This is a genomic window from Halorubrum sp. CBA1229 (assembly GCF_003721435.2).
In the GTDB taxonomy this organism is placed as follows: Archaea; Halobacteriota; Halobacteria; order Halobacteriales; family Haloferacaceae; genus Halorubrum.
This window is the reverse complement of the sequence record NZ_CP054585.1, coordinates 519,575-533,192: the sequence shown is the minus strand read 5'-3', so window position 1 is coordinate 533,192 and position 13,618 is coordinate 519,575. Positions and strand designations below refer to the sequence as shown.

At 68.2% G+C, this 13,618-nt stretch carries 14 protein-coding genes and 1 tRNA gene; 8 read left to right on the top strand and 7 right to left on the bottom strand.

The window, feature by feature from the left end; all coding sequences use genetic code 11:
• The first annotated feature begins 193 nt into the window (after positions 1 to 193).
• Both Hrr1229_RS02645 and Hrr1229_RS02640 read left to right on the top strand, forming a co-directional pair.
• On the top strand, positions 194 to 838 hold the full coding sequence (locus Hrr1229_RS02645; RefSeq protein WP_123114940.1) for an FAD-dependent oxidoreductase: 645 nt from the start codon (positions 194 to 196) through the stop codon (positions 836 to 838).
• Between the two features lie 599 nt (positions 839 to 1,437).
• A complete protein-coding gene (locus tag Hrr1229_RS02640) occupies positions 1,438 to 2,685 on the top strand; it encodes an RNA-guided endonuclease TnpB family protein (protein WP_123114327.1) in 1,248 nt (415 codons plus the stop codon).
• Between the two features lie 75 nt (positions 2,686 to 2,760).
• Here the strand turns inward: Hrr1229_RS02640 and Hrr1229_RS02635 are convergent, their stop codons facing one another.
• Positions 2,761 to 3,864 carry a pyridoxal phosphate-dependent aminotransferase gene (locus Hrr1229_RS02635; RefSeq protein ID WP_123114328.1) on the bottom strand — a complete coding sequence of 368 codons (1,104 nt, stop codon included), beginning with the start codon at positions 3,862 to 3,864 and terminating at the stop codon, positions 2,761 to 2,763.
• A gap of 144 nt (positions 3,865 to 4,008) precedes the next feature.
• On the opposite strand from Hrr1229_RS02635, the gene Hrr1229_RS02630 reads away from it, so the two are divergent.
• Positions 4,009 to 4,521: a metal-dependent hydrolase gene (locus Hrr1229_RS02630; protein WP_123114329.1), complete on the top strand. Its 513-nt coding sequence runs from the start codon at positions 4,009 to 4,011 to the stop codon at positions 4,519 to 4,521.
• Between the two features lie 36 nt (positions 4,522 to 4,557).
• Here Hrr1229_RS02630 and Hrr1229_RS02625 read toward each other — a convergent pair whose 3' ends face one another.
• From Hrr1229_RS02625 to Hrr1229_RS02610, 4 genes are all read right to left on the bottom strand, one after another.
• On the bottom strand, positions 4,558 to 5,349 hold the full coding sequence (locus tag Hrr1229_RS02625) for a PHP-associated domain-containing protein (RefSeq protein ID WP_123114330.1): 792 nt from the start codon (positions 5,347 to 5,349) through the stop codon (positions 4,558 to 4,560).
• Positions 5,350 to 5,835: 486 nt separating this feature from the next.
• Positions 5,836 to 5,907 (bottom strand) — tRNA-Ala (locus Hrr1229_RS02620).
• A 92-nt stretch (positions 5,908 to 5,999) separates the two neighbouring features.
• Positions 6,000 to 6,542 (bottom strand): SRPBCC family protein, encoded by a 543-nt coding sequence (locus tag Hrr1229_RS02615; RefSeq protein ID WP_123114331.1) that lies wholly within the window; start codon positions 6,540 to 6,542, stop codon positions 6,000 to 6,002.
• 448 nt (positions 6,543 to 6,990) lie between these two features.
• Positions 6,991 to 8,043: a M42 family metallopeptidase gene (locus Hrr1229_RS02610; protein WP_123114332.1), complete on the bottom strand. Its 1,053-nt coding sequence runs from the start codon at positions 8,041 to 8,043 to the stop codon at positions 6,991 to 6,993.
• 153 nt (positions 8,044 to 8,196) lie between these two features.
• On the opposite strand from Hrr1229_RS02610, the gene Hrr1229_RS02605 reads away from it, so the two are divergent.
• From Hrr1229_RS02605 to Hrr1229_RS02590, 4 genes are all read left to right on the top strand, one after another.
• The gene (locus tag Hrr1229_RS02605; protein WP_123114333.1) at positions 8,197 to 8,454 is read left to right on the top strand and encodes an MTH865 family protein; all 258 of its coding nucleotides are present in this window, start codon (positions 8,197 to 8,199) and stop codon (positions 8,452 to 8,454) included.
• Between the two features lie 118 nt (positions 8,455 to 8,572).
• Positions 8,573 to 9,286 carry a J domain-containing protein gene (locus Hrr1229_RS02600; RefSeq protein WP_123114334.1) on the top strand — a complete coding sequence of 238 codons (714 nt, stop codon included), beginning with the start codon at positions 8,573 to 8,575 and terminating at the stop codon, positions 9,284 to 9,286.
• Positions 9,287 to 9,299: 13 nt separating this feature from the next.
• A complete protein-coding gene (locus Hrr1229_RS02595; protein ID WP_123114335.1) occupies positions 9,300 to 10,052 on the top strand; it encodes a metallophosphoesterase in 753 nt (250 codons plus the stop codon).
• Between the two features lie 59 nt (positions 10,053 to 10,111).
• The gene (locus Hrr1229_RS02590; protein WP_123114336.1) at positions 10,112 to 10,309 is read left to right on the top strand and encodes a hypothetical protein; all 198 of its coding nucleotides are present in this window, start codon (positions 10,112 to 10,114) and stop codon (positions 10,307 to 10,309) included.
• A gap of 63 nt (positions 10,310 to 10,372) precedes the next feature.
• Here the strand turns inward: Hrr1229_RS02590 and Hrr1229_RS02585 are convergent, their stop codons facing one another.
• Positions 10,373 to 11,281: an iron-sulfur cluster assembly protein gene (locus tag Hrr1229_RS02585; RefSeq protein ID WP_123114337.1), complete on the bottom strand. Its 909-nt coding sequence runs from the start codon at positions 11,279 to 11,281 to the stop codon at positions 10,373 to 10,375.
• On the bottom strand, positions 11,281 to 12,342 hold the full coding sequence (locus tag Hrr1229_RS02580) for an amidohydrolase family protein (RefSeq protein WP_123114338.1): 1,062 nt from the start codon (positions 12,340 to 12,342) through the stop codon (positions 11,281 to 11,283). Before Hrr1229_RS02580 ends, Hrr1229_RS02585 begins: the two co-directional genes overlap by 1 nt.
• A gap of 157 nt (positions 12,343 to 12,499) precedes the next feature.
• Between Hrr1229_RS02580 and Hrr1229_RS02575 the strand changes: the two genes are divergently transcribed.
• Positions 12,500 to 13,540: an NAD(P)-dependent alcohol dehydrogenase gene (locus Hrr1229_RS02575; RefSeq protein ID WP_123114339.1), complete on the top strand. Its 1,041-nt coding sequence runs from the start codon at positions 12,500 to 12,502 to the stop codon at positions 13,538 to 13,540.
• The last annotated feature ends 78 nt before the right edge of the window (positions 13,541 to 13,618 follow it).

The following is a 13,618-nucleotide window of genomic DNA, read 5'->3' as shown; positions in this document are numbered from 1 at the left end:
TCATTAACGGAACCTGAGTGGACGAATGTTTTCCACTTTCCTCACGATCGACCCTTCTCGTCGGTGCGAGTTTCGACGTTCGTCGAACGAGTTCGGCGGACGCGGGCGCGTCTCCGCGCGGGTCGCGCTCGACGGCGAGGCGGGCGCCGGCGCGGACGGGAACACGTTTGTGTCCGCCGACCGGATCGGTGGTATGGACACGACAGCGACGGTCAGCGCGGTCGAGTCGGTCGGCCGCGACACGTATGCCCTCCGGTTCGACGCGCCGGACGGGTTCGCCGCCGAACCCGGTCAGTTCGTCAAGCTCGGCACGGAGATCGACGGCGAGTCGGTCGCCCGGTTTTACACTCTCTCGTCGCCGACGGTCGGCGACACCTTCGAGGTCACGGTCGAAATCGACCCCGAGGAGGGCGGCGACTTCTCCGCGTTCCTCGCCGGCGTCGAGTCGGGCACGGAGATGACGCTCTCCGGCCCGTTCGGCGACCAGTACTACGACGGCGAGCCGCGAGCGGTCGTGATCGCGGGCGGTCCGGGCGTCGGGCCGGCGGTCGCCATCGCGGAGCGCGCGCTCGACGACGGCGCCGAGGCCGCGGTCGTCTACCGCGACGACGACGTGTCGCACGCGGACCGGTTAGAACGGCTGGCGGAGCGCGGGGGCACGGTCTCCCTGCTCGACGCGGCGGAGGAACTGGACGACGCGGTCGCCGAGGCGCTGACGGGCACCGAGGGCGAGACGGTCTTCGTCTACGGCTTCGCCGATCTCGTGGCCGACGCCGAGGCCGCGATCGAGGCCGCCGGCGGCGACGCCGACGCCGCGAAGGTCGAAAACTTCGGCTAAAATTGACGTATTTCGCTCAGGGTGACCGTTTATAAATAGCGGATCGCGCATCGACGGCGAACAGCTTCAAAGCCCCAGCCGCTCGCTTATAAATAATTGATTGCGGTTCGTCGGCGAACAGCTTCAAAGCCCCAGCCGCTCGCTTATAAATGGTTGATTGCGGATCGTCGGCGAACAGCTTCAAAGCCCCAGCCGGGAGGCGGGCGCACACTCGCTGCGCGCTTCGGTCGTTCGCTTCGCTCACTCCCTCCAGTGCTTGCGTCGTCTGCGCCCGCCTCCCGGCTGCCCCTTTGAGTCCCGCCCCGCACAGCACCGCACCTCACGCCTCCCCAGCCTCGTCGCTGGCGCGTTCCGCGCCAGCGACTCCCTCGCACGCGCTCCTCGCGGCCGCCGAGGGCGGCCGCTCGGAGGCGCGCGCCACCGCACTTCTGTCTCGGATCAGCGTTTTCGAGGTGGAGCCTCCGGCCTCAAGGAGCGACCGAAGCGTAGCAAAGGGAGTGAGTAGGCCGGAGAGGAAACCGACATGGTACGACACAACCGGGATACTGCGACCGACTGACTCCCGAATGTATAACTACCGTCAGGTACTCTCTGAAGTTATGGACGTGCGTCGAACTGCCGTCGTGAAACTCGACCTTTCCGACGAGCAACGTGATGCACTCCACCGAACTGCCGAGCAATACCTGTATTGCGCGAACCGAACCGCCGACTACTGTTGGTCCGACACCTCCTACACTGAGTGTAAGACCAACAAGCGAGAGGTTCGTGACGCGCTCTACGCCGACCTTCGAGAGGAGACAGACCTACAGGCCCAACTTGTCCAAGCCGCTATCAAACGCGCTGTCGAAGCCGTCAAAGCGTGTGTCGAACGGTGGAAAAAGGGACAGCGCGTCTCTCAACCGACGTTCACCGCTGAAACGATGGACTACGACACACGGAGCGCGACGTTCTACCGGAACAAGGTGTCGCTGGCAACTGTTGAGGGCCGAGTTGAACCGTCGTTCGTTCTCCCAGCAGACAGTCCGACGCCCTACGAGCGGTACGTACTCTCCGAGAACTACGAGTTCCGCGAGAGTACGCTTCGGTACGACGCGGCCACTGACGAGTTCTACCTCAACATTTCGACGCGGCGGACAGACGGTGACGATGAGGTTTCGGAAGATACCGGGCACTCCGACCAAACGGTCCTCGGTATCGACCTCGGCGTCAACAGCCTCGCTGTGTCCTCAACTGGCACGTTTTGGCAGGGGGACGACTACGACCACTGGTGTCGTGAGTTCGAGAAGCGACGTGGCGAGATGCAACGGCGCGGCACGCAGGCCGCACACAAGGCCCTGCTTCGCCTCGGGAAGCGAGAGGAAGCCTGGCGCAAACAGTACATCCACACGATCGCCAACGAACTCGTCTCGGAAGCCGTCGAACACGACTGCGACGTAATCGCGTTCGAGGACTTGAGCGACATTCGAGAGCGGCTTCCACACGCGAAGTGGCACCACGTCTGGGCGTTCCGACGCCTGTTTGAATACGTCTCCTACAAAGCCCCTGAACGGGGGGTCTCCGTGGAGCAGGTCGAGCCGAGCCACACATCCCAACGCTGTTCTCGAACGGACTGTGGGTTTACGCACGAGGGCAACCGCCACGGCGAACAGTTTGAGTGCCAGAAATGCGGGTACGAGGTGAACGCGGATTACAACGCTGCAAAGAATATTGGCGTGCGGTACGCTCGGAAGCGACAACACAAACTCCGTTCCTCGCCCAAGTCGGGGAGCGGAGACGCACAAGTAGACGTGCGTGTGAATGGTGGGATGTTGAACGGTAAGAGTTACCAGCCTATTGCTGGGGACTGATTGCCGGGAGTCCACATCAAAGCCCTACCCTCAAGAACCGAGGCGCGTAGCGCCGAGGGAGTAGGGTAGGGTAGTTTACTCGCCGAAGTACTCCGCCAGTCGCTCCGCGGCCTCTACGGCTCGGGGGGTGACGAGGGCGAACCGGATCCACTCGTCGCGCGCGCTGCCGAACGCCTCGCCGGGCATCCCCGCGACGCCGGCCTCGTCCACGAGGCGCTTCACGTTCGCCATCGTCCCGGGGAACCCCTCGAAGCGCGCCAGTACGTAGAAGGCTCCCTCGGGGCGGCTGTACTCGGCGCCGGCCGCGTCGAGCGCGTCGGTGAACGCGTCCGCGCGCTTCGCGAGCAGCTCGCGGGCCTCCGCGTAGTACTCGGGCGGCGTCTCCGCGAGCGCGTGGTGGACCGCGTACTGCGAGGGTCGCGCACCGGCGACGTTCACGAGCATATGCCGCGTCTTCGCGTCGCCGACGTGCTCGTCGGGGAACACCCCGTATCCCACTCGGAACCCCGTGATCGCCATCGACTTCGAGAAGCCGCTGGTGACGATCACGCGGTCGGAGTCGAGCGTCAACGCGGACTCGAACTCGCCGGTCAGGTCGAAGTGATCGTACACCTCGTCGACCATGACCAGGGCGTCGACCTCGTCCCCGACCGCGACCACCTCCCGGATCGCGTCGAGGTCGTAGACGGCCCCGGTCGGGTTGTTCGGCGTGTTCAGGACGATAAGCGCCGTGTCCCCGCTCGCGGCTTCGCGGATCGCCGCGACGTCGAGCCCCCCGTCACGCTCGGTCGGGACGAACGTCGCCTCGCCGCCGAGCATGTCCACCTTCCCCGGGTAGTACGGGTAGACGGGGTCGGTGAGGATGGCCTCGTCGCCAGCGTCGCGCTCGAAGGCGCGCGCCATCGCGAGGTAGTTCGCCTCGCCGGTCCCGTTCGTGACGACCACGCGGTCGACGTCGACGTTCCGGCGCTCGGCGATCGCCTCCCGGAGCTCGAACAGTCCCTCGCTCGGCGGGTACTGGAAGTCGTCGGGCGGGAGGTCGGCGTACCCGCGGAGCGCCTCCCGCAGCGCGGCCGGCGGCTCCCAGTCGGGGTTGCCGCTCACCATGTCGATGACGTCGCCGTCGGCCGCGGCCGCGTACTGCATCACGTGGAAGAACTTCGGCTCCTCGTACTCCATACCGACCGCTGGGCGGCGCCCGCCGTGGCTCTTTCGACTGCCCGCCCACGCCTTTTCGCCGCCCGACCGCGTGCGCTACGCCGAACCTACTTCTCGCCCGTTCGGATCCGGTGGTTTCACTTACAGCCCCGGACTGCCGTTGGTATGAACAAACGCGGTCACGTCCTCAACGCGCTGTTGCTCGCGCTCGGACTCGGCTTCGTCATCGAGCCCGGCCTCGACATGGCGACGGCGCGGACCACCGCCCAGATCACCGTGCCGATCGTGTTGGGGGCGCTGTTCCCCGACGTCGACACGGCGTTCGGGCGCCACCGGAAGACGCTCCACAGCCTCCCGGTGCTCGCCGTCTTCGTCGCGTACCCGCTCGTCTTCGGCAACCTCCAGTACGTCTGGATCGGCGTGTTGACCCACTACCTCCTCGACGTCGTCGGGAGCCGCCGCGGCATCGCGCTGTTCCACCCCCTGTCGGACACGGAGTACGGGCTCCCGAGCGGTGTGACGACGAGCAGCAAGTACGCCGACCTCGTCACCGTGGTCATCACCGCGCTGGAGCTGGCGGCGTTCTGGGCGCTCCACACCTACGTCGTGACGCTCGACCTGGACGTTTCGGCCGCGACGCAGGCCGCGAGCGAGGCGGCGGCCGGGTTCGGAATCTGACGGCGCTCGCTCCGAGTCCCCAAACCGACCGCTCGCTCACTTCGGCCGGTAATCCGACAGCGTCCCGGAGTAGACGCTCACGTCGTTGAACCGGCCCTCGTAGGCGACGTTGCTCGGGAGGGTCGGCTCGTCGCCCGAGAGGAACAGGCGGTCCAGCTTCTCCCAGGTGTTCTCGTAGCCGAGGTGGGCGAACTCGAGGAGCCCGCGGAGCTGGTGCCGGACCCCGCCGCGGTGGACCACCGTCCGGGGACGTTCCTCGCGGAAGGCGTCGACGACCGCGTCCGCGTCGGAGAGGTCGCCGTCGAACTCGGTCCACGCCTCGCCGACCGTGCCGGGCAGGTGCGCGTACGAGGAGCCGAAGCCGGGCATATCCGTCACCTCGGCGATCCGCCGCGTCCTGGTGTTCTGGTGAGGGAGGAGCTTGGTGTTGTACGTCTCGACCGCGGCGAGGCGCTCGGCGTGGGCCGCGATCTCCGGTCGGGTGAGCGAGATGGTGGCGAAGCCGGGGTGCGGGACGAGCACGACGGCGTCCTGCCGCTCGACCTCGGCCATCGCCGCCTCGAAGGTGATGTAGTCGGGGACGGGCTCGTGCAGGCCGAGAACGAGGAGGTGTCGGCGGTTTCCCCAGTCGCCGGTGAACACCTCGCGGGCCGGGACGATCGTCAGGTCGTCGTCGGCGTATCGGGCCGCGCGCTCTTGGACCGTCCGGAGCCGAGTGAAGTGCGGCGCGTACACGAGTGCGTCGATCCCCCGCTCCTTCGCGAGGGCCACGACGTCGTCGTCGAGCACCTTGACGTGGGCGTCGACGCGCGTTCTCGATCGGGTCACGTTAGTGGACGGTGTGCATGCCGGAGCAAAGGGGTATCGTTTGACGGCGAGCGGATCCGGTTCCGGTCGCGGCCCGGGATGGCCGACCGTGCCGGAAGTACTGACCAGGGAGTGGACTCGCGGGGAGCCGGTGAACGCGACTCGCGGGGGTGATTAAATGCAAGTGAACGGAACTACGCGAAGAACCGACTGAACTGGCGGAGCGAGTAGACTCGCGGGGGTCCCGTGAGCGTTAGCGAACGGGACCACGCGAGGGAACGAGACGAACGAAGTGAGCCGAGTGGACTCGCGGGGATTTGAACCAGAGCCAGACGTGCTCGCTCACTCCGTTCGCTGCGCGCGACTGGCAGGGTTCAAATTCCCGCTCGGCACAGTTTCGCGCCGCTCGCGATATTGCTCGCGGCGCGAAAACATGGACTCGCGGGGGTCCCGTGAACGGAGTGAACGGGACCACGCGAGGGAACGAGACGAACGAAGTGAGTCGAGTGGACTCGCGGGGATTTGAACCCCGGGCCTTCCCCGTGCCAGGGGGATGATCTACCACTGATCTACGAGCCCTCGTACGCGTTCCATCGTTCCCCGCTGGATATATTAAGGCCTTCGACTCGGCGACGGCGGGAGTGCCGTCTCACGCGCGTGCCTCTCGCCTCTCAGATCCGCTCGGAGTCGACGTACACGTCGAGGTCAACGGTGCGGGTCGAGCCCTCTAAGTCGCGGACGGCGCGCTGGACCACGCGCTCCGCCTCGGACCGGATGAGGGGGACCGCCTTCTTTAACACCCAGTCGAAGGAGACGAGCCGGGGCAGGTCGAGCGCGTCCGGGCTGGCGGATCCCGGGTCGAACTCGACTTCGAGCGCGACCTCGCAGACCGGCGAGTCGCCCGCGTTTTCGCCCCCGTCCGCGTCCGTTACCGGCGTCACGCGCCAACACCCGCCGGCGTCGATGTCCTTCGTGATCTCCCAGTCGATCCGCTCGGGCGGCTCGACGCCCGTCACCCGCGAGTGGGCCGTGTAGGTGATCTTCCACCACGCGAACCTGAGCGCGTAGCGGGTGCCGGGGCCGCCGTCGCCCTCGATCGTCCGCACGCCGTCGAGGTACTTCGAGTAGCGCGCGTAGCCCGGGAAATCGAGCAGGAACTCGTACACCTCCTCGGGGTCGGCGTACACCTCCGTGCTCACGACGAGTTCGTCCACGGAGGTTCGTTCGAGCGGCGCGTAATAAGCGGTCCGGCGAGACTACGTGTGAGAGGATCGGGTTATTCGTCGTGACGGAACAGCGAGTGTTGACAAATCGCCCACCGTTCATTTATAAGTGAGTTCTGCGGTTAACAACACCAAAGCCCCAGCCGCGAGGACTCGCGCGGCTCGCTGCGGTCCTCGGTCACTCGCTTCGCTCGTTCCCTGCGGTCCTTGCGTCGCCGTGCTTCGCCCTCGCGACTGCCCCTTTGAGTCCCACCCAACCGCACCGCGACCGCGCCTCACGCCTCCCCAACCTCGTCGGTCGTCCTCCGCGTTGCTCCGGACGACCGACTCCAGGGAGGGACCGAAGGTCCCTCTGGCAGCCGGCGCGTCGCGCCGGCGACCTCGCGCACGCTGCTCGCGCCCGACGGGCGCTCGCAGGTGCGCGCCGCCGCAGATTTATTTATAAGGTGTAGTCGTGTTCGCCGGTCTCGGAGTCGAGGAACGCGGTGAGGAGGTCGATCGTCGCGGCGACGTCGTCGCCGTCGGCGGTCTCGGTGACGGTGTGGAGGTACCGCGTCGGGATCGAGATGGCGCCGACGGGCTTGGCGCCGGCCGTGTTCTGGAAGCCGGCGGTGTCGGTGCCGCCCGCGGGCAACACCTCGTGCTGGTGGTCGATCCCCTCCGCTTCGGCCACGTCGGTCAGCCGACCGTGGACCTTCGGGCTGGTGATCACGGAGGAGTCCTTGAGCTTGATCGCGGTCCCCTCGCCGAGCTCGGTCACGGCGTCGGCCGGCTCGCCGATCTGCGGGACGTCGTTGGCGACGGTGACGTCTAAGGCGACCGCGAGGTCGGGGTCGATGTCGACGCCGAGCGCGCTCGCGCCTCGGAGCCCGACCTCCTCTTGGACGGTCGCTGCGAAGTGGATCGTCACGTCGGGGTCCTCGATCCGGCGGGCGGCCGAAAGCATCGCGAACACGCAGATCCGGTCGTCGAGCGCCTTCCCCGTCACGCGGTCGCCCATGCGCGTCGTCGTCTGGTCGAGGGTGACGAGGTCGCCGACGCCGACCAGCTCCTCGACCGCCTCGGCGTCGCGCCCGAGGTCGATGAACACGTCCGAGACCTCGTCGTCTTTCTCCTGCTGCTCCTCCGTGAGCGTGTGCGGCGGCACGGAGCCGATGACCCCTGTGAGGTCCTCGTCGCCGTGGACGGTGACGCGCTGGGCGCGGAGCACGCGCGCGTCGAACCCGCCGAGCGGGTCCACCTGCACGAACCCCTCGTCGGTGACGTGGCGCACCATGAAGCCGATCTCGTCCATGTGGGCCGCGACGGCCACGGAGTAGTCCGAGTCGCCCTCGACGGTCCCGACGACGTTCCCCATCGCGTCGGTGCGGACGCGGTCCGCGGTGTCGGCGAGCTCGCGGCGGACGATCTCGCGGACGTCGTCCTCGTACCCCGGCACGCCGCGGGCCTCGGTCAGCTCTCGCAGCAGGTCGAAATCGAAGTCGAACGGCATGGACGGGGGGTCGTGGCCCAGCACCAAAGGTGGGGAGGTTCCGGCACTCCGGTCGGCGTTTCGGAACCCCGCCGCGCTCTCGTCACCCGAAACTGCAAACTAGTTTACCGTTGTTCCGCAACCCTTTTGCGGTGGCTCGCGGGATGGGAGTGTATGAGTGACGTCAGAGCGGAACTCCGCGAACAGTTCCTCGACGCGTTCGGCGGCGCCGACTTCCCCGTCGAGAACCAGATGGACCTCGTCCCGGCGCTCCCGGACGGCCCGGCCACGAAGTTCGAGGCCGGCGACGTGAGCCTCACGGCGATGGAGCTGGCCGCGAAGCTGGGGAGCGAACAGGAGTTCCCCTACGACACCCCCGAGGAGCTCGTCGACGACATCCTCGACGGGCTCGAGTCGAAGGGGATGATCTGACGCCGGCGCCCGCTCTTTTCAACCCGTTGACCGCCGCCCGGAGAGCCTCGCGGCTCGCGCGCGCCGAGCGCCGCGAGTCCGGCGAGGGGTTGATAGGCGCCGAGCCGTTACCTCGGGCGTGGTCGTCGAGCTCATCGGCACGGTGCCGCCGTGGATCCTGATAGGGACCGCGCTCGGCGTCGTCGCCTCCGCGCTCGCGGCGGTCGTCTTCTACCTCGGGAACCGGTTCGTCGCCCCGAGCGTCGCCGCGGCCGGCGACGGCGGGAGCGCCGCTGGCGACGAGCGGCGCCGCGGCGAGATCCGCGAGTACCTGACGGCCATCGACGAGCGGTTCCGCGAGGACCACGCGCTCGGCGACGTGGCCGTCCCCTTCTACCTCCCCGAGCGCGGGGTCGCCATCACGTTCGACGCGCACGACTACTTCAGACTGGAGGGCGAGGGCGTCTACACCGTCCTCTGCGAACACGAGATGCCGGGCCGGGGGCTGGGCCGCCGGCTCCCGTTCGACGTGGTCGAGCCAGACTGGGGGCCGGACCCCGCCGCCGAGGGCGGTCGCCGCGACCCGGTCGCCGCCGCGTTCGCGGAGCTCGACGTCGACCGCGACGCCGACGCCGCCGAGGTGAAGCGCGCCTACCGCGAACGCGTCAAGGAGACCCACCCGGACCAGGGCGGCGACGAGGAGTCGTTCCGCCGCGTCCGCGAGGCGTACGCGACCGCCCGCAACCACGCCGGCGGCGGGAGCGAGGAGGCCGATCGGAGTCGTCCGGCCGCCGGGGCCGCCCGGGCCGCCCGGTCTGACCGCACCGATCCCCCGACGGGCTTCGGCCGGTGACGGGGAGCCGTCGATGACGGGAATCGCGTTCGGAGAGCGCGCGGCGTACCTCGGTCGCCACGACGCGCTCGTCGTCGCCGACCTCCACGTCGGCCGCGGGGAGGCCTCCGCGGTCTCGCTCCCGCTCGGCGAGCGTGAGGACCTCGTCGAACGGCTCGTCGGGCTCCTCGCCCGGTTCGCACCCGAGATCCTCGTCGTCGCCGGCGACGTCGTCCACACGTTCGACCGAGTCAGCGACCGGAGCCTCGGAACGCTGGACGCGCTCCGCGACGCCTGCGAGTCGGACGACGTCGCTTTCGAACTCGTCGCGGGCAACCACGACACGGCCCTCGCGAGCGCGTGGGACGGCCCGGTCCGCGAGGAGTACGCGCTTGACGCCACTGACACCGACCCCGACGCGCCTCGCACCCTCGTCTGTCACGGCCACGAGGCGCCCTCGACGACGGCGGACCGGTACGTGATCGGCCACGTCCACCCGACGATCGAGATCGAGGGCGACCGCCGCCCCTGCTTCCTCCGCGGCGAGGGGACTTACCGCGGCGCGGACCTCCTCATGCTGCCCGCGTTCACCCGGCTCGCCCCGGGCGTGGCCGTCAACGACATGCGAACGGAGGCGTTCGACTCGCCGCTCGTCGCCGACGCGGATCGACTGGCGCCGGTCGTGGTCGACCCGGGAACCGTCGGGGCAGGCGACGCGGGTGGCGGGGGCGACGCCGGGGAGCCGCTCCGCTTCCCGCCGCTCGGGAAGTTCCGCGAGCTGCTGTGAACGCCTCTGACGCTTCGCATGTCGTGAACGCTTTTGTCCGTTCGTGCGTACTGTGGGCTATGAACACGGAGAACGCCTGCCTCGGCTGCGGCGAGCCGTTCGACTGGGGGGAGGGCGAGTGCCCGGAGTGCGGCTGGGACCGCGACGAGTGGGCCGCGAGCGGCCGGCACGGACTGGAGAAGGAGGGACACGGCGAGCCCGAGGAGGACGGCGGGTCCGGCGGCGGCGGGCTCGGTGGACTCGGCCCGATCCGCTGAGGTCGGGAGAACGCGCTGGGGCAGAGAACGCGATGGAGGGGAGACGAGAAAGTCGGTCGCGACTCAGTCGTCGGTGCCGAGCGTCCACGTCGAGGTGAACTCGTCGACGTCGCCGTCGTACGCCCGCTCGTCGGGGTCCGATGAATCGACGTACGACGCGCCGGACCCGTCCGGGCCGTCGGGCCCGTGGCGCGCGCGGTGGAGCGCGTCGCAGACGGCGCCCTGCCCGCCTATGTTCACGCTCGCGAGCCGGGACCGCTTCTGGACCACGTCCAGCCGGTCGGCCGGGATCGGGTCGGCCTCCGGCGTCAGGAACAGCGTGTCGTCCGGTTCTGTCACGTGGCCGCTCGTCTCGACGCGGTCGATGTAGTCGGCGACCGGATCGGCGTCGACGACGACCGAGAGCCCGCCGACGTCGACGTGCGCCTCGTCGCCGGCGACGTCGACGTCGGCCCGTTCGAGGGCGACGACCTGTTCGGGATCGACGCCGGCGTCGAGCAGCGCGTTTATGGCCTCGCGCTGCCTCGAGACGCGGGCCTTGTCGGCGATGGCCGCCCGCACCTCCGCCACCCCGCCGTCCGCGTCGGGGAACGTCTCGCCGAAGGTGTCGCGCGCGTTGACGCCCGTCGTGATCTCCGCGCCGTGCATGTGGTCGCACAGCTCGATCCGCGCCTCGCGGACCCAGTCGAGCGCCTCGGTCTCGTCGCGGGCGTCGGTCGCCATCATCCACGCGAAGGCGGGCGAACACCACGCCGTCGGGAGCGTGAACCGGACCTCGACGCGGTCGCCGTCGATCTCGATCGCGTCGATGTAGTCGAGCTCGACGATGGAGCGGGCGAGCTCCGGATCCTCGACCCGGTCCAGCCGCTCCCTGACGGCCGCCGTCCCCTGCGGGTCGCCCGCCGGGTCGGCGGGCTCGCTCGTTCGATCGTCGCCGACGTCGCTCGCCGGGTCGGCGCTGCTCCCCGACATCAGTCCGCCGCGGCCCCCGCGTCGCCGCCGTAGTGGGCCTCGAGGTCGAACCGCTCGGTGATGTCGTCCTCGCGGAACTGCCGCTTCTTCTCCTCGATGTCGATGTCGTACAGCTCCGCGGCGTTCTCGCCCATGATCTTCTTCATGGTGTCGACGTCGAGCTCGACCCCGTACTCGTCTCGCTGCTCGTCCGTGAGCTCCGCGTTCATCACCTGGTCGACGAGCCAGTCCGGGTTCCACAGCGCGTAGTCGGAGCCGAAGAGGATCCGGTCCTCGCCGAGCCAGAAGAGAAGCTCGCCCATGATCTCCCCGAACTTCCGCTCGCGGTGGGTCGACATCGCGGAGGCGACCGCGAGCCCGCCGTACACGTTCGGCTCCTGGGCGGCGATCCAGCAGAAGTCGTCGAGCCGCGGGAGTCCGACGTGGTTGACGATGAAGTTGAGCTCCGGGAACGACGACGCGGCGTCGTCGACGTCCCTCACGTCGAACGCGTCGCGGTTGAGCGGGCGGATCGTCGGCCCCTTGTGGGCGTTGATGTTCTCGATGCCGAGCTCCGAGCATTTCTCTAAGAACTCGAAGGCGTCGTCGCTGTCGAGCCGCCACCCCTTCGAGTCGCCGCGCCACTCGGCGGTGTACAGCTTCACGCCGGGGATGTCGTACTCCTCCTTGAGGTGTTCGAGGTAGCGTAACCCCTCCTCGCCGTCGCGCGGATCGAAGCTCCCGTTGAGCACGAACCGCTCCGGATACTCCTCGGCGAGCTCGGCGTTCTGCTCGGTCGTGTTGAACCCCTCGTCGTAGAAGTCGTCGAGGTACGTCGGCTGGAAGATCGCCATGTCGGCGGCCGCGTTCCCGAACAGGTCCTCGGTCATCTTGTCGGCGCCGTAGTGTCGGTACGTGTCGATGTCCCACTGCTCCTCCTCCGGGGTGAACCCGGTGTGGTAGTCGTAGAAACACTGGAGGAACTGCTCGCCCCCCTCGTGGATGATGTTCTCTTCCCGAGCGTCCCACATGTGGACGTGACCGTCGATGACGAAGATCTCCTCGCCGTCCTTCTCGTACATACGAATGAGCCTGTGGATTGGTCACATATAACTATAAGGATCGTTCAGTATTTTTACTATTAGAGAATCGAGTCCCTTCGCGGCGGTCGGCTGGAGCCGGGCGGTTCGCCGATCCATAACGAACGTTTATGATGGGGGGCGAATGTGTGTGTAACACATGCAAGCTGCCAGACTCCACGAGTACACGGACGACATGAGCGAGGGACTGACGATCGACGATGTCGACCGGCCGCACGCGACCGGCGCGAGCGACGTGATCGTCGAGGTAGAGGGCGCGGGCTGGTGCCAAACGGACAACCACATCATCGAGGGGATGTGGCAGGAGTACGTCCCGCAGGAGCTGCCCATGACGCTCGGCCACGAGAACGCCGGCACGGTCGTCGAGACGGGCGAGAACGTCGACCTCGTCTCGGAGGGCGACCCGGTGATCTGCCACCCGGTCCAGACCTGCGGTACCTGCCGCCCATGCCGGCTCGGCGAGACGATGTACTGCGAGAACGACGCGTTCAACGGGCTCACCGTCGACGGCGGGTTCGCCGAGTACCTCCACACCAGCGAGCGCTCGGTGATCCCGCTGCCGTCCGGCGTCGAACCGATCGACATCGCGCCGCACGCCGACGCCGGGATCACGGCGTACCACGCCGCCAAGAAGGCGGTCGCCGACCTCAACCCGGGCGACCACGCGGTCGTCATCGGCGTCGGCGGGCTCGGTCACATCGGCCTGCAGTGCCTCGACGCGATGAGCGCGGCCCGGATCACCGCGGTCGACCTGAAGGAGTCCGCCCTCGACCTCGCGGAGGGGTACGGCGCGGACCACCTGATCAACCCGGGCGAGGAGGACGTCGCGGCTCAGATCGAGGGGATCACCGACGGGAACGGCGCCGCGCAGGTCCTCGACTTCGTCGGCGAGGACGTCACCACCGCGTACGCCCCGGACATCACCGCCGCCGGCGGCGACCACCACATCATCGGCTACGGCGGGCACGTCCACGAGCCGGCGCAGGCGTTGGTGAACGGGGAGTTCTCCTTCGTCGGCAACATCGTCGGCCGGTACGCGGAGCTACAGGAGCTGGTCGCGCTCGTCGAGCAGGGCGATGTCGACCTCCACACCAGCCGGTACGACCTCGGCGACGTGAACACGGTCGCGGAGAGGCTCGAACACGGCGAGATCGACGGCCGGGCCGTGATCACGCCCTGAGCGCGGCGTGACCCGTCGCACGTAGCCACGCGGCCGGTGGAAGCGGAGAGGGAGTCAGCCGCCGCTTCTCCGTTCCCC

Coding starts and splice junctions, on each gene's coding strand:
- Hrr1229_RS02580 (WP_123114338.1), bottom strand. CDS start 12,342: ATGTACGAGAAGGACGGCGAGGAGATCTTCGTCATCGACGGTCACGTC.
- Hrr1229_RS02635 (WP_123114328.1), bottom strand. CDS start 3,864: ATGGAGTACGAGGAGCCGAAGTTCTTCCACGTGATGCAGTACGCGGCC.
- Hrr1229_RS02575 (WP_123114339.1), top strand. CDS start 12,500: ATGCAAGCTGCCAGACTCCACGAGTACACGGACGACATGAGCGAGGGA.
- Hrr1229_RS02585 (WP_123114337.1), bottom strand. CDS start 11,281: ATGTCGGGGAGCAGCGCCGACCCGGCGAGCGACGTCGGCGACGATCGA.
- Hrr1229_RS02590 (WP_123114336.1), top strand. CDS start 10,112: ATGAACACGGAGAACGCCTGCCTCGGCTGCGGCGAGCCGTTCGACTGG.
- Hrr1229_RS02630 (WP_123114329.1), top strand. CDS start 4,009: ATGAACAAACGCGGTCACGTCCTCAACGCGCTGTTGCTCGCGCTCGGA.
- Hrr1229_RS02595 (WP_123114335.1), top strand. CDS start 9,300: ATGACGGGAATCGCGTTCGGAGAGCGCGCGGCGTACCTCGGTCGCCAC.
- Hrr1229_RS02610 (WP_123114332.1), bottom strand. CDS start 8,043: ATGCCGTTCGACTTCGATTTCGACCTGCTGCGAGAGCTGACCGAGGCC.
- Hrr1229_RS02640 (WP_123114327.1), top strand. CDS start 1,438: ATGGACGTGCGTCGAACTGCCGTCGTGAAACTCGACCTTTCCGACGAG.
- Hrr1229_RS02645 (WP_123114940.1), top strand. CDS start 194: ATGGACACGACAGCGACGGTCAGCGCGGTCGAGTCGGTCGGCCGCGAC.
- Hrr1229_RS02605 (WP_123114333.1), top strand. CDS start 8,197: ATGAGTGACGTCAGAGCGGAACTCCGCGAACAGTTCCTCGACGCGTTC.